The organism is Catelliglobosispora koreensis DSM 44566, assembly GCF_000379685.1.
Classification (GTDB): Bacteria; Actinomycetota; Actinomycetes; order Mycobacteriales; family Micromonosporaceae; genus Catelliglobosispora; species Catelliglobosispora koreensis.
In genome coordinates this window covers 70,099-88,271 of sequence record NZ_KB903250.1, presented here as the reverse complement: position 1 = coordinate 88,271, position 18,173 = coordinate 70,099, and the positions used below count along the sequence as shown (strand labels likewise).

16 protein-coding genes and 1 pseudogene are annotated in these 18,173 nt (G+C 65.0%); 13 read left to right on the top strand and 4 right to left on the bottom strand.

Features of this window, described 5'->3' with window-relative positions; translation table 11 throughout:
- Positions 1 to 121 precede the first annotated feature (121 nt).
- The 4 genes from A3E1_RS0107505 (at position 122) to A3E1_RS0107490 (ending at position 4,550) form a co-directional block, all read left to right on the top strand.
- Complete coding sequence (locus A3E1_RS0107505) at positions 122 to 1,261, top strand: glycosyltransferase family 4 protein (RefSeq protein ID WP_026208199.1); 1,140 nt, start codon at positions 122 to 124, stop codon at positions 1,259 to 1,261.
- A 26-nt stretch (positions 1,262 to 1,287) separates the two neighbouring features.
- Positions 1,288 to 2,373, top strand: coding sequence for a mannose-1-phosphate guanylyltransferase (locus tag A3E1_RS0107500; protein WP_026208198.1), 1,086 nt, complete (start codon positions 1,288 to 1,290; stop codon positions 2,371 to 2,373).
- A 29-nt stretch (positions 2,374 to 2,402) separates the two neighbouring features.
- Complete coding sequence (locus A3E1_RS0107495; protein WP_020520134.1) at positions 2,403 to 3,401, top strand: hypothetical protein; 999 nt, start codon at positions 2,403 to 2,405, stop codon at positions 3,399 to 3,401.
- A gap of 159 nt (positions 3,402 to 3,560) precedes the next feature.
- On the top strand, positions 3,561 to 4,550 hold the full coding sequence (locus A3E1_RS0107490) for an ArsR/SmtB family transcription factor (protein ID WP_026208197.1): 990 nt from the start codon (positions 3,561 to 3,563) through the stop codon (positions 4,548 to 4,550).
- 849 nt (positions 4,551 to 5,399) lie between these two features.
- Here A3E1_RS0107490 and A3E1_RS39350 read toward each other — a convergent pair.
- Together A3E1_RS39350 and cofD are read right to left on the bottom strand one after the other, a co-directional pair.
- A pseudogene (locus A3E1_RS39350) lies at positions 5,400 to 6,140 on the bottom strand (coenzyme F420-0:L-glutamate ligase); the annotation flags it as partial.
- Between the two features lies 1 nt (position 6,141).
- Positions 6,142 to 7,062, bottom strand: coding sequence for a 2-phospho-L-lactate transferase (gene cofD, locus A3E1_RS0107480; protein ID WP_040390650.1), 921 nt, complete (start codon positions 7,060 to 7,062; stop codon positions 6,142 to 6,144).
- A 24-nt stretch (positions 7,063 to 7,086) separates the two neighbouring features.
- Between cofD and A3E1_RS0107475 the strand changes: the two genes are divergently transcribed.
- Together A3E1_RS0107475 and A3E1_RS0107470 are read left to right on the top strand one after the other, a co-directional pair.
- Complete coding sequence (locus tag A3E1_RS0107475) at positions 7,087 to 9,561, top strand: bifunctional FO biosynthesis protein CofGH (protein WP_020520130.1); 2,475 nt, start codon at positions 7,087 to 7,089, stop codon at positions 9,559 to 9,561.
- Between the two features lie 302 nt (positions 9,562 to 9,863).
- Positions 9,864 to 10,121 (top strand): WhiB family transcriptional regulator, encoded by a 258-nt coding sequence (locus A3E1_RS0107470; protein WP_020520129.1) that lies wholly within the window; start codon positions 9,864 to 9,866, stop codon positions 10,119 to 10,121.
- Here the strand turns inward: A3E1_RS0107470 and A3E1_RS0107465 are convergent.
- Positions 10,118 to 10,501, bottom strand: coding sequence for a metallopeptidase family protein (locus A3E1_RS0107465; protein WP_020520128.1), 384 nt, complete (start codon positions 10,499 to 10,501; stop codon positions 10,118 to 10,120). The two genes, A3E1_RS0107470 and A3E1_RS0107465, sit on opposite strands and share 4 nt — an antisense overlap.
- A gap of 201 nt (positions 10,502 to 10,702) precedes the next feature.
- Between A3E1_RS0107465 and A3E1_RS0107460 the strand changes: the two genes are divergently transcribed.
- Positions 10,703 to 11,050: a DUF3499 domain-containing protein gene (locus A3E1_RS0107460; RefSeq protein ID WP_051104940.1), complete on the top strand. Its 348-nt coding sequence runs from the start codon at positions 10,703 to 10,705 to the stop codon at positions 11,048 to 11,050.
- A 7-nt stretch (positions 11,051 to 11,057) separates the two neighbouring features.
- On the opposite strand, the gene A3E1_RS44530 is transcribed toward A3E1_RS0107460, so the two are convergent.
- On the bottom strand, positions 11,058 to 11,906 hold the full coding sequence (locus tag A3E1_RS44530; RefSeq protein ID WP_020520126.1) for a hypothetical protein: 849 nt from the start codon (positions 11,904 to 11,906) through the stop codon (positions 11,058 to 11,060).
- 74 nt (positions 11,907 to 11,980) lie between these two features.
- On the opposite strand from A3E1_RS44530, the gene A3E1_RS0107450 reads away from it, so the two are divergent.
- The 6 genes from A3E1_RS0107450 to manA are packed head-to-tail and all read left to right on the top strand — an operon-like array spanning position 11,981 to position 18,139.
- The gene (locus tag A3E1_RS0107450; protein ID WP_020520125.1) at positions 11,981 to 13,366 is read left to right on the top strand and encodes an aldehyde dehydrogenase family protein; all 1,386 of its coding nucleotides are present in this window, start codon (positions 11,981 to 11,983) and stop codon (positions 13,364 to 13,366) included.
- Between the two features lie 20 nt (positions 13,367 to 13,386).
- Entirely contained in the window at positions 13,387 to 14,742 is a 1,356-nt protein-coding gene (locus tag A3E1_RS0107445) for a phosphomannomutase/phosphoglucomutase (RefSeq protein WP_020520124.1), read from the top strand.
- Positions 14,743 to 14,756: 14 nt separating this feature from the next.
- Entirely contained in the window at positions 14,757 to 14,924 is a 168-nt protein-coding gene (locus A3E1_RS0107440; protein ID WP_020520123.1) for a Trm112 family protein, read from the top strand.
- Entirely contained in the window at positions 14,924 to 16,132 is a 1,209-nt protein-coding gene (locus tag A3E1_RS0107435) for an SIS domain-containing protein (protein WP_020520122.1), read from the top strand. The genes A3E1_RS0107440 and A3E1_RS0107435 overlap by 1 nt, the downstream gene beginning before the upstream one ends.
- Entirely contained in the window at positions 16,129 to 17,055 is a 927-nt protein-coding gene (locus A3E1_RS0107430; protein WP_020520121.1) for a cation diffusion facilitator family transporter, read from the top strand. Before A3E1_RS0107435 ends, A3E1_RS0107430 begins: the two co-directional genes overlap by 4 nt.
- On the top strand, positions 17,039 to 18,139 hold the full coding sequence (manA, locus tag A3E1_RS0107425; RefSeq protein WP_020520120.1) for a mannose-6-phosphate isomerase, class I: 1,101 nt from the start codon (positions 17,039 to 17,041) through the stop codon (positions 18,137 to 18,139). The genes A3E1_RS0107430 and manA overlap by 17 nt, the downstream gene beginning before the upstream one ends.
- The last annotated feature ends 34 nt before the right edge of the window (positions 18,140 to 18,173 follow it).

Genomic DNA, 18,173 nt, shown 5'->3' with positions numbered 1-18,173 from the left:
CGCCTAGGGGGACATCGCGCAAGACCAAGCCAGGCGTAGTCTGAAGCTGACTGCTGTGAAACAGCGCACATTCGCTAGGCGGCGACTGTGCGCTGGAACACCCCCACAAGGAGTGTCCGCCGTGACGATCGCTCGTACTCCCCGGGTGCTTGTGGACGCGACAAGCGTTCCAGCCGATCGAGGTGGCGTTGGCCGCTACCTAGACGGTTTACTCGGGGCCCTCGCCGCGCACACCGACATCGACCTGTCGGTCGTGTGCCAGCGCAACGATTTAGAGCGCTACTCGCGAATGCTTCCGACTTCTCAGGTCCTTGCCGCGCCCGCTGCAGCGGCGCACAGGCCGGCTCGCCTGGCTTGGGAGCAGACGGGCTTGCCGCTGCTCGCGCAGCAGGTCGGTGCTTCCGTGCTGCACTCGCCGTTCTACACCTGCCCGTTGCGGGCTGGCTGCCCGGTGACCGTGACCGTCCATGACGCGACGTTCTTCACCGAGCCCGAGCACTATGAGAAGTCCAGGGGCACGTTCTTCCGTTCAGCCATCAAGACCTCACTTCGCCGGGCTGACCGTGTCATCGTGCCGAGCAAGGCCACTCGCGACGAGTTGATCCGTCTGCTCGACGCTGACCCGACGCGCATCGACGTCGCCTACCACGGCGTCGACCACACGGCGTTTCACCTTCCGGCGGCTGAGGAGAAGGCACGGGTACGAGCCCGCCTCGGCCTCACGACGGACTACGTCGCGTTTTTGGGTGCCAAGGAACCGCGCAAGAACGTGCCGAACCTGATTCGTGGCTGGATCAAAGCTGTGCACGACATGCCCGAGCCGCCAGCGCTCGTGATCGCGGGTGGGCAGGGTCACGACGAGGAAATCGATCGCGTGGCCGGAGAAGTGCCCGCTCACTTGCGGCTGCTGCGCCCGGGTTACCTGCGCTATGCCGACCTGCCCGGTTTCCTCGGCGGTGCCGTCCTGTGCGCTTACCCCAGTCACGGCGAAGGCTTCGGCCTCCCCGTGCTGGAAGCCATGGCTTGTGGCGCTGCCGTGCTGACCACGCCCCGGCTTTCGCTGCCGGAAGTGGGCGGTGACGCGGTGGCCTACACCAAGCCTGACGCTGAGAGCATCGGCACTGATCTTCGCGCGCTACTCGAAGACCCAGCACGTCGCTCACAGCTGGGCAGCGCCGCGCTGACCAGGGCAAAAGAGTTCAGCTGGACCTCGAGCGCCGAGGCTCACGTGGCCGCCTGGAACAGGGCCGCGCGGCCTTAGTGCCGGCAGTCATGCATGATGGGCTGATGCTTCACGCCGTTATCCTCGCCGGAGGAAGCGGGACGCGCCTTTGGCCGCTGTCCCGCGCAGGGAAACCGAAATTCTTGCACCCTCTAACGGGAACGGCGCAGACGCTTCTGCAAGCCACGGCATCCAGGCTGAGCGCCGTGTCACCGGTCACCGACACGCTGGTGGTGACCGGCACGGCGCACGCCGCGGCAGTTGCCAGGCAACTTCCTGATCTGCCCGAATCCAACATCATCGTGGAGCCCTCGCCGAGAGACTCATGTGCGGCGATCGGCCTGGCCGCGGCCCTTATTGCCCGTCGCGATCCGCAAGCCATCATGGGCTCATTCGCTTCCGATCATCTGGTACGCCATTCCGCGCGCCTAACCGAGGTGCTTGCCCAGGCTGTGGCGGGCGCACAGCGCGGCCTGCTGATGACGATCGGCATCGTTCCGACCCATCCCGAGACCGGCTACGGATACCTCCAATGTGGAGAGACGATCGACGGTCCGATCCAGCGCGTCGCCCAGTTCAAGGAGAAGCCGTCGGCCGAGGTCGCGGCGGTCTATGTCAACTCCGGCGGCTACTACTGGAACGCGGGCATGTTCGTCTGGCGTGTTGACGTGTTCCTGGGCGAGCTGCGGCGCCAGGAGCCCGCGCTCTATGAGGGACTGACAGCGATCGCGGCCGCCTGGGACGATGACGCCGCTCGTGAGCGGGCTCTTTCTGACATCTGGCCCGACCTGAAGAAGATCTCCGTTGACTACGCCGTAATGGAAGGTGCAGCAGCGGCCGGAGCGGTCGCGACGGTGGCTGGAGACTTCGGCTGGACTGACGTCGGCGACTTCCAGACCCTCGGTGACGTGCTGCCCGCCGACGAAGACGGCAACGTCGTGGTTGGACAGGACAAGGGTGACGTCCTGCTCACTGACACGTCAGGTTCCGTGATCGTCCCCCAGTCCGGGCGGCTCGTCGCGATGCTGGGCATGCGTGACGTGATCGTGGTGGACACGCCGGACGCTGTGCTCGTGTGCCCCCGGGATCGGGCCCAAGACGTGAAGAAACTCGTCGACGAGCTGAAAGAGCGCGGCGACACGCGGATTTGAGGCGTGCGCAACGTCAGTACCCTTGAGCGATGCACCTAGCCGAGATGACGGTGGCCGGAAACGAGGCCAGTGACCTGCTGCGGGTTCACGACGCGTCGCTTCTGGCTTCGCTGGGCGCTACGTCGGCGTTTTGGACGGTGCTCGACGAGGGCCCGGTCGAAGAATGCCTGGCCGTGCTCTGCTGCCACCCCGATGGGACGTGGACGGCACAGCACGTCGCGGCAAATGCTGGCGTGAACACAGGACGAACCGAAGACGGGGAAGCGCTGGCCTACCTGGACGGCTGGGTCTACGTGCTCGGCTCGCACTTCGGCTCCAAGAAGGGACCATTGCGCCCCAAGCGGGCCTTCGTCGCCCGGTTCCGCGAGTCTGCCACGCCCCAGCTGGAGATCGTGCGCAACAAGTTCGCCTTGCACAGGGTCATCAACGACGCCTTGCTCAAGGTGGCCGGCGAGGTCGCTGACATCGTGCGCGAACGGTTCATCTTGGGCACCCGGGAGCGTGGTCTCGCCCGAGGAAAGACGTGGACGGCCCATCTGCTCGACTCGGATCATCCGATCAACATCGAGGGAGCGGCGTTCACGGCCTCCGGCACCCTCCTGATTGGACTGCGCTGGCCGGTAACGTCGGCCGGCGAGCCGCTGCTCGTCGAGCTCGCCGGAATCCCGGGACTTTTCGCTGGCGGTGACGTGAGCGTCGCCGGTGTCTACCCCTTGATCGAGACCGGCGCCGGCCCGCTCGGCGTCCGGGCGCTGAGCGCACGTGCCGACGGGACGTTCGATGTCGTGATTGGATCGATTGACGCGATCGACAAGGGATCGGTCTTGCTTGATGCGCATCCGCAGGCCAGAGACGTTACATGCAGGCACTATCGCTTCGCGCTGCCCGCGACGCCCGGTCCCGTGAAGCCGGAATTGGTGGCCGATCTGACGCCCCTGCACCATGTTGAGGGAGTGTCGGAATGGGAGGGCCAAGAACTCTATGTGACCGACGAGGATCACAGAGTAGCGCTGTACCAACGGTTTTGAAGAGCGTGACGGGGCTGGTCAAAGCCCCCCGCTTTCAGCCTGACCAGCCCCGGCACTCATCCCCGTGGACTCACAGGATCGTCCACCGAACGGCCAGGCGTCGACGACATTCGGCCGTGACTTAAACACGCTGGTCAGCGAGTTGGTTAGCATCGCTTGGTGCTGAGGATTCACTTTTCGGGTGAAGACCTAGCCGCTACGCGCCTGGCGAATACGCCGGACCCGCTGTGGGAGGTCTCGCTAAGCAGCCATGTGCTGCGGACAAAGCGATCCGACCCCTTGCTGGCCGGCTGGAAGCAACGGGTCGCGACCCGTCTTAGCCCCGGCAGCGCGATGCGAAATGAAGTATCGCTATTCATTACGCTCAATCCGGCGCATGGCTACTTTCCGGACATGCTCACCCCGCATGAAGCCAGTGAAGGCCTCGACGCAGGCATCGACAGCATTCTCAGTCTGCCCAAGCCGCGGCTGCGGATGGAGATTGAAAAGCTTGCCAACGCGCACGGGCGCGTGGCGCCTCGCGTGGCCGAGGTTGGCGAAGGCGATCCGGGCGCGCTGAAGGAACTCGGCACAGCGATGCGCGCCTATCACAGTGCGGCACTTGATGACGTCAGCGACTGGGTGCGAACAGCCTTTGACGCCGACCGTATGTTGCGAGCTCAGGCGCTGCTAGACGGAGGCGTGGGCGCCTTGCTCGACGGTCTGCATCCCAAAGTGAGCTTCAACGGCACCGTGCTCGAAATCAACGACTACAACGGTGATCGCGACCTTTACCTCAGTGGGCGGGGGTTGCGCCTTGTCCCGTCGTTCTTCAAAGTCCCCGAGGTCAAACCCATTACGCTGCACGACCCCGAGCTGCCTCAGGTGCTCGTCTACCCCGTCGATAGGCACGCCGGCCTGGCCGCCGCCGCCGCGCGCGAACCGTTAAGCGCCCTGCTCGGCCGCACCCGCGCCTCACTTCTTGAGGCTTCCGTACTCGGCGGATCGACCACTGAACTCGCCCGTCGCGTGGGCATTTCCGCCCCTGCCGCGAGCCAGCACCTAACCGTTCTGCGCGAAGCTGGCCTCGTCATCAGCGTCCGCGACGCCAACGTCGTCCGCCACACGGCAACCGCCCTGGGCAACGCCATGCTCCACGGCCACCCCTAATCCCACTTCCCACCGCCGTTGCGCGACCGCTTTCCCGCCGGCGGCAACACAGCCGCTTTCCGCCGCCGTTACCCGGCCGCTTTCCCGCCCCGGCACGCGGCCGCTTCCCGCCGCGCCTTGGCCTCATCCTTCCCGCCCCGAAGACGTGTTCCACTGGCTTTTCCGCTACCCGCGCATCGGCTGTAGCCCCTGCGCGATGGCGATGCATCTCTCCTTCAGCTTTGGCCAGCGGATGGTTGGGCTGCGTGAGATCGGTGGGCGCTGATTCAGTGTCGATCTTTTCTGCTGATCCACCTCCCGAAAAGGTGATCAACAGGCAGTTTGTCCATCCTTTTTGGGCTGTGGATCAGCCCCAGAGATCATCTCCACTGTCGACCCGACGGCCGGGGCGGTCAGATAGTCGCCTTGATCGGCTAGGTCGTGATCCACAGCCCTAACGCAGATCCACATCCCACAGGACGTGATCAAACCGCCTGTCGATCACGTCTCAACGGATGTCGATCACATTTGTGGCTGTGGATCACGACCAAGCGCTCCCGCCGCAACGAAAGGTTTGGCGGGAACCGAGCCAAATGGCGAAAGCATCGGCCGGCAGCCAGCAGCGGCCGACGTCCGAGGCCGAAGCCAAAGCGAAATCGTGGGCAGGGGAACAGCGGCCAGGCAATGCGCGGGCAAAGGGAAGCTCCCCGGGAAGCGCGGTGCAGCGGAAGCGCGGTGCAGCGGAAGCGCGGAGCAGGCGGAGGCGCCGGGCGCGCGGAAAAGGTAGGGCGGGAAGGGCGATGGGGACGCGGAAGGGTAAGGCGGGAGAGGGGGAAGCGCGAAAGGGAATTAGGCGGGAGGGGATTGGCGGCCGAGGGCGATGGCTTCGGCTGTGCCGAGGGAGAACAGGTCGTTGGCTGCTTCGCGGACGAGGGTGGGGACGACGCCGGGGGTGTCCTCAGTGGACGTGATGAGGCCGCGGATCACGGCGACGGGGACCTGGTCGATTTTGCCTTTGACCAGCTCAGCGGCGGCGGCGAGTTCGTCGACTATCGCCATTTGGGTGATGTGGAGATCATTTCCATAAGGGTCGATCTCGCCGCGGTGATCACGTAACGGGGCGATCCCGGCGGCGCCGAGGGCGATGTCGGTGAGACCGTTACGCCAGGGGCGGCCGGCGGTGTCGCTGATGATCACGGCAACGTCCAGGTCGTAACGTTCGCGGAAGGTCGTGCGAAGGTCAGCCGCGGAGCGGTCGGGGTCTTTGGGCAGAAGCACGAGCTGTGACCGGTCCACATTGGACGCGTCAATGCCAGCGGACGCCATCACGAAACCGTGATGAGTTTGCACAATCCGGGTGTGCCCACGGGACGCTACGGCGCGGGCGGTTTGGGAACGAAGCACCTCTTCCCGGGCAGCCTCGCGTTCTGGGCCTGACGTGGGAACGTCGACTAGGCTGCCCTCCGCCTTGGAGACAATCTTGCTGGTGACAACGAGGATGTCTCCGTCGGCCAGCCAAGGGGCGGCGGTGAAAATGAGGGCGGCGAGATCATCGCCTGGCCGCACCGAAGGAATGCCGCGAACCGGGCGGACCGTAAAACCGTCGTCCATGCTATTTCTCCAGCGCCGAGAGTGCGGACCGGACCATTGTGGCGGTGGTGGGCACATCAGTCATCCACAGCGGTGTCGGCACGACCGTCACTCCATTCACGACCGTGTCGTCAGCGTCGGCCGGATCGACCAGCCACGCGGTGAGGAAGTCAGCGTAGAGCGAGCCGACGCCGGCCGCCGTGCACTCCACACCTATCGCGGACAGGCATTTGTCAGCCATGCCGCGCACCGGAGCGCCGCCGATGATCGGGGAGATTCCGGCGACGGGTGCCTTCAGGGCGTCCTTGATGCCGGGAATCGCGAGAATCGGGGCGATGGAGACGACCGGGTTACTTGGCGCGATCAGGATGACATCGGCTTGAGCGAGGGCCTCCATGACGCCCGAAGCTGGGGTCGCCGTCTCGGCGCCGAGGAAAACGAACCTCTGTGCCGGGAGCTCGGCCTTATGGCGTACCCACCATTCTTGGAAGTGGATAGCACGGTCTGCGAGCACCACGTGGGTCTCGACCCGGTCGTCGCTGGCGGGCAAGAGGTTGATGCCTGGTTGCCAGCGCTCGCAAAGGCGGGCGGTGATGGCCGACAGCGGCTGGCCGGCGGCGAGCATCGTGCTGCGGACGAGGTGGGTCGCGATGTCGCGGTCACCGAGGCCGAACCAGGTTGGCTCGGCACCGTAGGACGCGAGCTCTTCCTTGACTGACCACGTTTCCCCGGCCCGGCCCCAGCCGCGTCCGGGGTCGATGCCGTCGCCCAGGGTGTACATGACGGAGTCGAGATCCGGGCAAATACGCAGCCCGTGCATCCACACGTCGTCGCCGACATTGACGATGGCGGTCACCTCGGCTCCAATGGAGCGCGCGTGCTCCCTAACCCCGAGGAGAAAGCGTGCTCCGCCTATTCCCCCTGCCAGCACCACAATCCGCATGCCGACCATCGTAGGCTGGCTCCCGTGAGTGAGATCTCCCGTGCCCTAGCCCGTGCCGCGGCCGGCAAGGCGCTCGATGCTGGCGAAGCAACCGCCCTGCTCAAGGCACGTGGAACAGACCTGGATGAGCTCCTCAACATTGCCTCGGGAGTACGCGATACAGGCCTGCGCGAGCAAGGCCGTCCCGGGGTCATCACGTTCTCAAAGAAGGTATTTATCCCGTTATCGCGACTGTGCCGTGACCGGTGTCACTACTGCACTTTCGCGACGGTGCCACACAAGCTTCCGGCGGCGTTCCTCGACCGCGATGAAGTGCTCGCGATCGCCCGGCAGGGAGCCGCGCTGGGCTGCAAAGAAGCCCTGTTCACGCTAGGGGACCGGCCCGAGGACCGGTGGCCCGCGGCGGCACAGTGGCTGACGGAACGCGGCTATGATTCCACATTGGACTATTTGAGGTCCGTTTCCATTGCGGTGCTTGAAGAAACGGGCCTGCTCCCGCACCTGAACCCAGGCGTGCTCAGCTGGGCGGAAATGCAGCGTTTGCGGCCAGTCGCGCCGAGCATGGGAATGATGCTGGAGACGACGGCGACCCGGCTCTGGTCTGAGCCAGGTGGCCCGCATTACGGGTCGCCCGACAAGGAACCGGCGGTCCGGCTGCGGGTGCTGGAAGACGCGGGACGGGTGGCGGTGCCGTTCACCACGGGCATCCTCATCGGTATCGGCGAAACGCTTGAGGAGCGTGTCGATTCCATCTTCGCGATGCGGCGGGCGCACCGGCAGTACGGGCACATTCAGGAGATCATCGTCCAGAACTTCCGGGCCAAGCCCGACACGGCGATGCGTTCGGTCCCGGATGCGGAAGTGCTGGACCTAGCCGCAACCGTTGCGGTTACTAGACTTTTGGTCGGTCCCGGGATGCGGGTCCAGGCCCCGCCGAACCTCATCGATGCCTCGTTCAGCTTGCTGATTAAGGCCGGAATCGATGACTGGGGCGGCGTTTCGCCGCTGACACCAGATCACGTGAACCCGGAACGCCCTTGGCCCTTCCTCGACGACCTGAGCAAGGCCTGTGCCGATGAGGGTTTCTCGTTGCAGGAGCGGCTGACCGTCTATCCGTCCTATGTGGCGCAAAATCCGGAGCGCTGGATCGACCCGCGCATCCATGCGCACGTTTTCGCGCTCGCCCAGCCCAACGGCATGGCAGTTGAAGATGCCGTGCTGGAGGGCAAGCCGTGGCAAGAGCCGGACCAGATATTCTCCAGCGGCCGCACCGATCTGCACGTGGGCATCGATGAGGAAGGCCGCACGGAAGACCGGCGCAGTGACTTCGATTCCGTTTACGGCGACTGGAATTCACTGTCCGTGCCGTTGGCGGGAGCGATCACGGGAGACGTCGCCGCTGGGCTCAGGATCGCCCGCGAGAACCCGGCTGCCTTGCTTTCCCAGGAATCGCTGGCGCTGGCGCTTTTCCAAGCTGACGGCGAAGCACTCGACGAGCTGTGCCGCATCGCCGATGACGTGCGCCGTGACGCGGTGGGCGATGACATCACCTATGTCATCAACCGCAACATTAACTTTTCTAACGTTTGCTATGTCGGGTGCCGGTTCTGCGCGTTCGCGCAACGTGAACGTGACGCTGATGCGTACCGTCTGAGTGTCGACGATGTCGCCGCCCGTGCCGTCGAGGCATGGGAGGACGGCGCGACCGAGGTTTGCATCCAAGGCGGCATCGACCCGAAATTGCCGGTATCTGTTTACGCCGGGATGATTCAAGCGATCAAATCGCGGGTACCGGCCATGCATGTTCACGCTTTCTCGCCTATGGAGATCGTCACCGCGTCTGCGAAAGCCGGAGTATCCATTAAGGACTGGCTGAGCGAGCTCAAACAAGCCGGCCTAGACACGATCCCGGGCACGGCCGCGGAAATCCTCGACGATGAGGTGCGGTGGGTCCTCACCAAGGGCAAGCTGCCCGCCTCAGCGTGGACAGAGGTCATCGAGACGGCGCATCAGCTGGGCATCAGGTCCAGTTCCACTATGATGTTCGGTCACGTTGACAATCCGCGGCACTGGCTTGGGCACTTCCGTGTGCTCGCCGGCATTCAGGACCGCACCGGCGGTTTCACCGAATTCGTAGCGCTGCCTTTCGTGCACACCAACGCACCGATCTATTTAGCCGGTGTCGCACGAGCGGGTGCGACGTGGCAGGAAAACCGTGCTGTGCATGCGATGGCACGGCTTTTGCTGCACGGGCGCATCGACAACATTCAGTGCTCGTGGGTGAAGCTAGGCGACGAGGGTACGGTCGCGATGCTCCAAGGTGGATGCAACGACCTAGGCGGAACCCTTATGGAGGAAACCATTTCGCGAATGGCGGGCTCTTCGCACGGTTCGGCAAGAACCGTCGCGCAATTGCACGGTATCGCTGAGAAAGCAGGACGCCCGGCCCGTCAGCGCACTACCGCTTACGGCCGAGTCAAGTGCGACACGCCGAAGTAATTTCGGCGCGACACGCCCGACACTCCCGTTACCGACCGGGTGACTGGATCGATAGGACGGTGTTGGCTCGCTTACGTGACGGCGCTAATAGCAAACTCGGCTTGACTATGCACGTATGACACGCGTGTAATTTCGGGTGGGGTCGCGATGGTGAGAGATCACCTTCGCTGAAGGTCGCGATTGTCACAGCGCCGCCAATGTGGACAGTCGTAATGCCTTCAGGGCGAACTCACGGCTTGGGGAGCTGTAGTTCGTTGGGGGGTCGCGCTGGATATCCGGCGCTCATGAAGGAGGCAGCGGAGATGGACGGTCAACCCGTCGTGGCGGATCTGCTGGGCAACGCACCTGAGTGGCAGGAGCGGGCCCTTTGTTCACAGACGGATCCGGAGGCGTTCTTTCCCGAAAAGGGCGGCTCGACGCGCGAGGCAAAGCGCATTTGCTCGCGCTGCGAAGTGAAGTCAGAGTGCCTCGAATACGCGCTCGCGCACGATGAACGGTTCGGCATCTGGGGTGGATTGTCCGAACGCGAGCGCCGCAAGCTGAAGCGTAGGGCGATCTAGGGCGCGAGTTCGTCGGGCGAGAGTCCTAATAGGTTGGCGACCTGCTCGACGATGACGTCGCGGACGAGGGTGCCGAGATCGTCGCGGTCGCTCGCGCGAAACTCGAGCGGGCGGCGATAGACGACGATCCGGGGCGGCACCCCGTGCCGTCCGGGACGGCCTGGCAGGAGCCGGGCCAGGGGGACCCGGCCGTCTTCGAGCACGTCAGAGTCATAAACGTTGAGGTCCGGCGGGACATCTTCGACGGCGAATTCCACCCCGGCCAGCTCTTTGGAGTAGCGCGCCTCAAGCAGCTCGACCGTGTCCAGCACAAGATCGTCAAAGACTTCCGCCTTGGTGCGGGCCAGGGGGACGCTCGCGGGCACGAGCCGGCCGCGCATCCCCCGGCCATGCCGGTCGCGGCGGCGACGCCAAGCGGCTGGGCGGCGGCGGGGTCGACTGGTCACGCGCCCAATCTAGCGCGCGCGAGCCCGTCATCCGGGCCGGCACAGCCAACCTGACCCAAGAATGATCTTGCTTCCGGCGTGTCGTCCACGCCAAGCATGGCTCCAGGCAGCCTCGGTCAGATAACGTCACACGCCGTGAGGTCTCCACGACGTTGCTCCCGCAATGGCTGCGATAGGCAGGCAGTTGCGACGTTGACCTACGTCTACAAGGAATCGACTGCTGTCGTTGGCCCGCTTGCCGTGAACCCGGAACCGCACACGTATGACCTGTGCGAATCCCACGCTCGTAGCCTGACCGCCCCCCGTGGCTGGGAGCTGGTCCGCTACGACGGCGAGTTTGAGCCGCCACCGCCAACCACGGATGATCTTGTGGCGTTGGCCGACGCCGTGCGCGAGGCGGCCAGGCCAACACCGCGCCCGGAGCCGGAAATCATTCCGACCACCCGTCGCGGCCACCTGCGCGCCGTGCCACCGCCTAGCTAGCTGCTTGCTAAGCCGTGTCAAAGGCGAAGACCTGGCCCTTGCTGGCGGCGTCACAGGGCGCTTGCTGGACCGCCGCCCGCTCCCGCACCGACGCACCCAGGACTTCCGCGCAAAGACCACTTTCCACAAACCTCAGCCGGTACCCGGTGAGCGGTTCCGTGGTCGGCACCAGTTCGAACTTCACGGACTCGCCGAGCTGGTGGCAGAAGTCGTCGACGACCGGGTTGCCCTGCTCGGGCTTTCCGCCCGCGGCACCCATGCACCCCTTGAGGTAGACCGGATGCATCGTCACGATCCGGTAAGTGTTGTCGTCGTGTTTGACGAAGGTCCGCTCGACATAGGTGTTGGCGCAGCTGACCTGCAGCAGGTCGCCGGAATCCGCGTCAGGCAGCTCGTCAACGCACAGTCCAGAGTGGACGCTGCGGATGCGCACCACTCCCGTGGGCAGACCCTCAGGCCCGCTCAGCAAGCGGATGACGACGAGAGCACCGGCGACGACCACGAACACGGCAACGATGGCAGCCAGAATCTTTGGCGATAGCGGACGCCGGCGGGAAGTCACATCCTCGGGCGAGGGTGACTCAGCCGGGGCTGGCTCGGTCGTGGACACCAGGGCACGCCGCGCGCGTACCCACTGGTCAATGGTTTGCTCGTCATGGCCCGTGGCCCGCAGCAAGGCGACCACCAGTTCTTCGCGCGGCAGGGTCGTGCGGTTGAGCATGGTCGCCAGCGTGCTCGGTGGAAGGGAATCACCGGCCGAAGCGGCCTTGCGCTCGATCGCCCGGTAGGCCAAGCCGGACTGTTCGCGCACTTGACGCAGCAGAGCCACGTATTCTGCCGGTGTCGCCGTGGTCAAAGGATCAAAGGTGAGGGGTGCCGTTCACCGACATTCCGCCATTGTGGCGGTTACGGCGGCGAATAGGGTAGGGCATGACTTCGTTCTGGGTGGCGGGCTCGCCCGCGTCAGGCAGCGAATCGTTGACCGTGATCAGTCCGGCCGACGGCAGCGTCGCGGGCGTCACCAGCTATGCGACAGCGTCGCAAGTGGAGCAAGCCGTCGCGGCCGCGAGCCAGACCTTTGAGCTGTCGGCCGCGCAACGCGCGAGTGCTTTAGATCACGTCAGCGCGACCCTCGCGGCCCGGCGCGATGAGGTCGCCGCGCTCATCACCGCCGAAAACGGCAAGCCCGCCGTGTGGGCCCAAGCCGAGGTAACCCGTGCTATCTCAACGTTTCGCTGGGCCGCCGAAGAGGCGCGCCGGTTCTCCGGCGAACTGATGCGTTTGGACACTGATCCCGCCGCGGCTGGGCGCATGGCGCTGATCAGGCGCTTTCCCCGGGGACCGGTGCTGGGCATCACGCCGTTCAACTTTCCGCTGAATCTGGTGGCGCATAAGGTCGCTCCGGCCATCGCCGTCGGCGCACCCATCATCGTCAAGCCCGCACCGGCCACGCCGCTGAGCGCGCTGCTGCTGGGCTCGATCCTGGCCGAGACCGATCTGCCCGCCGGAATGTTCTCGTTCCTGCCGCTGCCCAACTCCCGCGCCGCGGAACTTGTGGCCGACCCGAGACTGCCCGTCGTGTCGTTCACCGGCTCGGACACCGTTGGCGCGGCGATTCGGGCCGCGGTGCCACACAAGCACGTCACGCTCGAGCTCGGCGGAAACGCCGCCGCTGTCGTGTGCTCCGATTACTCCAATCTCGACTGGGCCGCGGAACGGATCGCGCTGTTCTCCAACTACCAGGCGGGGCAGAGCTGCATCGCGGTGCAGCGGGTGATCGTGCACTCCTCGGTCGCTGACGCGTTCCTGGAGCTGTTGCTGGAAAAGGTTGCCGCGCTTGACTTTGACGCCCAAGTCGGGCCGATGATCAGCGAGGCGGCAGCCGAGCGGGTCGAAGGCTGGGTCCGCGAATCGGGTGCCAAGGTGCTCGCGGGCGGCACGCGGGACGGTTCGCGCTATCAGCCCACCGTGTTGACCGACGTTCCGTCAGGCGCCAAAGTCGTGACACAGGAAGTCTTCGGGCCAGTGCTCGCCGTGTCCACTGTGGACTCCGATGACCTCGCCTTTGAGGAGGTCAACCGGTCGCGGTTCGGGCTGCAGGCCGGGGTCTTCACGTCGAACATCCAGACCGCTCACAAGGCTCATGCCGTGCTGCGGGTAGGCGGCGTGATCATCGGGGACGTGCCGTCCTATCGAGCGGACCAAATGCCTTACGGCGGCGTCAAAGACTCCGGCTCCGGCCGCGAAGGCGTGCGCAGCGCGATGGAGGACTACACCGAGGCCAGGGTGCTGGTGCTCACCGGCCTGACGCTTTGACTAGGCTAATCGGTGTGACGATGGACCTAGCTCAGATCATCAAAGCCTATGACGTTCGCGGAACCGTGCCTGACCAGCTGAACGATTCAGTCGCCCAAGCGATCGGCCGGGCCTTCGCCCAGACACTCATCGCGCGCGGGCAGAACAAGGGCTCGATCGTCGTCGCACATGACATGCGCGAGTCAGGCCCCGCCCTCGTCGAGGCGTTCACCAACGGTGTCCGCGCGGAAGGCATCGACGTCATCAACGCCGGGCTCGGCTCGACCGACCTGCTCTACTACGCCTCGGGCATCCTGGATCTGCCCGGTGCCATGTTCACGGCCAGCCACAATCCGGCCCAGTACAACGGGATCAAGTTCTGTTACGCCGGTGCCAAGGCCGTCGGCCAAGACTCCGGGCTGGGCCAGATCAGGACACTCGCGCAGGAGCTGCTCGGCACGCCGTTGCCGCCGCTCACGGGCAGCATTTCTAGCCAGGACATGCTTAGTGGGTACGCAGCGCACCTGCACAAATTGGTAGACCTCACCGGCATCCGCCCGCTGAAAGTCGTCGTCGACGCCGGTAACGGAATGGGCGGCTACACGGTGCCAGCTGTGCTCGGCACGTTGCCAACGCTGGAGATCGTGCCGTTGTATTTCGAGCTCGACGGCTCGTTCCCGAACCACGAGGCCAACCCGCTGGAGCCGGCGAACCTCGTCGACCTGCAGAAGGCCGTGGTCGCCCACGATGCCGACCTAGGTCTCGCGTTCGACGGTGACGCTGACCGCTGCTTCGTCGTCGATGCCAACGGAGCACCGGTTTCACCGTCTGCCATCACCGCCCTGGTCGCCACCCGTGAGCTGGCCAAACACCCGGGCGCCACCATCATTCACAACCTGATCACCTCACGCGCCGTACCAGAGATCGTGCTGGAGCACGGCGGCAAGCCGGTCAGGGCGCGGGTGGGGCACTCGTTCATCAAGGCCGACATGGCGACGACCAACGCGGTGTTCGGCGGTGAGCACTCGGCGCATTACTACTTCCGCGACTTCTGGGGTGCTGACACCGGCATGCTCGCCGCGATGCACGTGCTCGCGGCACTGGGCGAGACCGGCAAACCGTTGTCGGAACTAGGCGCGGAATTCGAGCGTTACGTGTCGTCCGGTGAGATCAACTCTCGCGTCACGGACACCGCCGCCAAGCTCGCCACCGTCAAAGCCCACTTCGCGGACACTCCTCAGGACGAGCTAGACGGCCTGACCGTCTCGTTTGACGACGGCTCGTGGATCAACCTTCGGCCGTCAAACACCGAGCCGTTGCTGCGGCTCAACGTGGAGGCGCCAAATCAGGAGCGCATGTCTGAGCTACGGGACGAAGTCCTCGGTCTCATCCGCTAGGTAAGCTGCTGCACATGTCGCTCGATCCGCTGTTGCTTGAGATGCTCGCCTGCCCGGCCGAGGATCACGCACCGCTGCAATATGACGCCGATAAGCAGACCTTCACGTGCCCGGATTGTGCCCGGGTATATGAAGTTCGAGATGGTTTGCCAGTGCTCCTCATCGATGAGGCGGTTAAGTAATGGCCGCACCCGTTGATGGCACGGCAGGAGTTCGCGGGCACCGCGAGTTCGACCACGAACTGCTTGACGATGCCCCAGCACTGGCGGCCCGTGACCCTGGCGGCATGCTGCGGGCGATCGCGTCAGCCGGGGCACAGGTGCGTGAGGCCGCAGCCCTAACAGCGGAAACAGATCTGAGCGGGCTCGGCGAAGAAGGCCGCCCGCGCGCGGTCGTCGTCGTGGGCGCCGGCACGGCTGCCCGCACCGGTGACATCCTCGCCACCGTGGCCGGTCCAAAGTGTCTGGTCCCGGTGCTAACCCACCGCAGCGTGGAGATCCCGGGCTGGATCGGCGCGGCAGACGTCGTCATCGCGGTGAGTGCGAGTGGACGCTCGCCCGAAGCACTAGCCAGTGCTGAAGCGGCAGGCCGCCGGGGTGCCCGGCTGGTCGCCATCGGTGCCCCTGACTCACCACTGCAAGGTGTCGCTGAGCGGTTCCGCGCTCCCTACGTGCCTATTCCACGCCGTGGCCCGGCCCGCGCCAACCTCTGGGGCCTGACCGTCCCGGTCCTGCTCGCGGCACGAACCCTCGGCCTGGTCAAGGTGAACGAAGCCGACCTGGCTGAGACAGCGCAACGCCTCGACCTCGAAGCTGACCGTTGCCGTCCGACCGCTGAATCCTTTGTGAACCGGGCGAAGACACTGGCCCTCAACCTGGCCGGCTCTGTGCCCGTGATCTGGGGCGACTCGCCCCTCGCGCACGTCGCCGCGCTTCGCTTCGGCGACATGCTTTCGGCCAACGCCCGGTACCCGGTCGTCACCGACGCCCTCGGCGAGGCTGGCCGTGGCCGGGTTGGTTTGCTAGACGGCGTTTTCGGCGCTCTAGCCGAAGCGGCCCGCGACATCTTCGCCGATCCCGATATCGACGGTGAGACGACGACACCCCAGCGCCTCAAGGTTGTCTTGCTGTGCGATGGTGGTCTCGCCGACGAGGACGGCAGAGCGGCGCAGGCTTCCGACCACAGGGCTTCTGTGGTGCAGGAGATCGCCGAAAAGCGCGGTGTGGACGTGGGAATCCTTACCGCTGAAGGAGGTTCGGCGTTGGAGCGGCTAGCTTCACTGGTCGCCGCGACCGACTTCGCCTCTGTCTACCTTGGACTCGGCCACGGACTTGACCCGATGGCGGTGCCGGCCGTCACCGAGCTGAAGGAACAGCTGAGAAAAGCATGAGTGCTGAGAGTCATGGAACAAAAGCGATTGTCGCTGCTCTGTTCGCCAACCTGGGCATCGCCATCACGAAGTTCATCGCGTGGATCCTGACCGGATCATCCTCGATGCTCGCCGAGGCGATCCACTCAGTGGCCGACTCAGGCAACCAGATGCTGCTGCTCCTTGGCGGCAAACGCGCCAAGCGGGCTGCCACGCCGCAGCACCCGTTCGGCTATGGGCGTGACCGCTACATCTACGCGTTCATCGTCTCCATCGTGTTGTTCAGCGTCGGTGGCTTGTTCGCGCTTTACGAGGCGTACCACAAGTTTTCGCACCCGGAGCCGATCACGCAGTGGCAGTGGGTGCCGGTCACGGTTCTGCTCATCGCCATCGTGCTGGAGTCGTTCTCGTTCCGTACGGCGATCGTCGAGTCAAACGCGGTGCGGGGCAAGGCATCCTGGAAGAACTTCATCCGCCACGCCAAGGCCCCGGAGCTTCCCGTCATCCTGCTGGAAGACCTCGGCGCCTTGCTGGGCCTCGTCTTCGCCCTCTTTGGCGTGAGCCTGACGCTCATCACCGGCAACGGGGAGTGGGACGCCATCGGCACCGCGATGATCGGCATCCTGCTCGTCACGATCGCGGTCATCCTCGCCATCGAGACCAAAAGCCTGCTGCTCGGCGAAGGCGCGACCCCTGAGCACGTCAAGGCGATCGAAGACGCCATCGCTTCGGACCCTTCCGTCGACCGCCTGATTCACATGAAGACGCTGCACCTTGGGCCAGATGAGCTCCTCGTCGCCGCAAAGATCGGCGTTCGCTCGGGTGACGACGCGGCTGCCATCGCGGCAGGCATCAACAGCGTCGAGACCCGCATCAGGGAAGCCGTGCCGATCGCCAGAGTCATCTACCTAGAGCCGGATATCTATCATGCTCCGTCTTCATAGCGAGATCCGCGGATACGACTGGGGCTCAAGGGATTTCATCGCCCGTGTGCAGGGGCGGCCACATCCGACGGCCGCCCCCGAAGCCGAGCTGTGGATCGGGGCACACGCCGACAGCCCGTCGATGGTGGACGGTTACGGGCGCTTGGACGACCTCATTCGTTCTGCCCCAACGGCTTACCTCGGTGAGCACACCGTCGCCCAGTTCGGCCCGCGCCTGCCCTTCCTCACGAAGCTTCTAGCCGCGCAAGAGCCGCTGTCGATCCAGGCACATCCTTCGTCGGAGCAAGCGTCCGCGGGGTTCAACGACGGCAACAAGTCTTACATCGACCCGTACCACAAGCCCGAGATGCTGGTCGCGCTCACGCCGTTTGAGGCGTTCTGCGGGTTCCGGGACATCGCTGCTTCCATCGCGGCACTGTCCGCTTTGGACCTCGCTGAGCTTGATCCGATCGTGGACGCATTGCGGCACGGTTCGCTGCGGGAAGCCGTGACGCTGATCTACGCACTGGAGTCACCGGCGACCATCGTCAAGGAGATCGCCGACCGGCACCCGACCGCGGCCAGACTGGCCGGGCACTATCCTGGTGATCTTGGCGTAGTGGTCACCCTGCTGCTCAACCACATGAACCTTGAGCCGGGGCAAGCCGTGTGGATGCCGGCCGGCACGCTGCACAGCTACATCGAAGGCGCCGGGATCGAAGCCATGGCCGCCAGCGACAACGTGCTCCGCGGTGGACTGACACGCAAGGTCGTCAATGTGCCCGAGCTGCTGCAGGTGCTGCGTTTCACACCCATCGAACCTCCACTCGTGACACCGATCGCGCTGGGGCGGGGCGTCGAGTATTGGCCCGTTCCGGTTCCCGACTTCCGGCTGCACCGGATCAGGCTGACCGAAGGCGTGGAGACCGCGAAGATCGACCCAGCCGGCCCGCGAACCATCTTCTGCCTGTCAGGACGCGTCACCGTCACGGACCGTGCCGGTGAATTGACACTTTCTGGCGGAGAATCCGCCTTCGGCGCGGTGACCGGCGGGGAGATTACTTTCACCGGCTCCGCCGCTGAGGTCTACCTCACGTCCCTTTAGCGCCTTCACAACGCCCTGCACCTGGCCTGGAGCT

Coding starts and splice junctions, on each gene's coding strand:
- A3E1_RS0107440 (WP_020520123.1), top strand. CDS start 14,757: ATGTCGCTCGATCCGCTGTTGCTTGAGATGCTCGCCTGCCCGGCCGAG.
- cofD (WP_040390650.1), bottom strand. CDS start 7,062: ATGCGGATTGTGGTGCTGGCAGGGGGAATAGGCGGAGCACGCTTTCTC.
- A3E1_RS0107450 (WP_020520125.1), top strand. CDS start 11,981: ATGACTTCGTTCTGGGTGGCGGGCTCGCCCGCGTCAGGCAGCGAATCG.
- manA (WP_020520120.1), top strand. CDS start 17,039: ATGCTCCGTCTTCATAGCGAGATCCGCGGATACGACTGGGGCTCAAGG.
- A3E1_RS0107500 (WP_026208198.1), top strand. CDS start 1,288: ATGCTTCACGCCGTTATCCTCGCCGGAGGAAGCGGGACGCGCCTTTGG.
- A3E1_RS0107430 (WP_020520121.1), top strand. CDS start 16,129: ATGAGTGCTGAGAGTCATGGAACAAAAGCGATTGTCGCTGCTCTGTTC.
- A3E1_RS0107470 (WP_020520129.1), top strand. CDS start 9,864: ATGGACGGTCAACCCGTCGTGGCGGATCTGCTGGGCAACGCACCTGAG.
- A3E1_RS0107495 (WP_020520134.1), top strand. CDS start 2,403: ATGCACCTAGCCGAGATGACGGTGGCCGGAAACGAGGCCAGTGACCTG.
- A3E1_RS0107435 (WP_020520122.1), top strand. CDS start 14,924: ATGGCCGCACCCGTTGATGGCACGGCAGGAGTTCGCGGGCACCGCGAG.
- A3E1_RS0107445 (WP_020520124.1), top strand. CDS start 13,387: ATGGACCTAGCTCAGATCATCAAAGCCTATGACGTTCGCGGAACCGTG.
- A3E1_RS0107465 (WP_020520128.1), bottom strand. CDS start 10,501: ATGCGCGGCCGGCTCGTGCCCGCGAGCGTCCCCCTGGCCCGCACCAAG.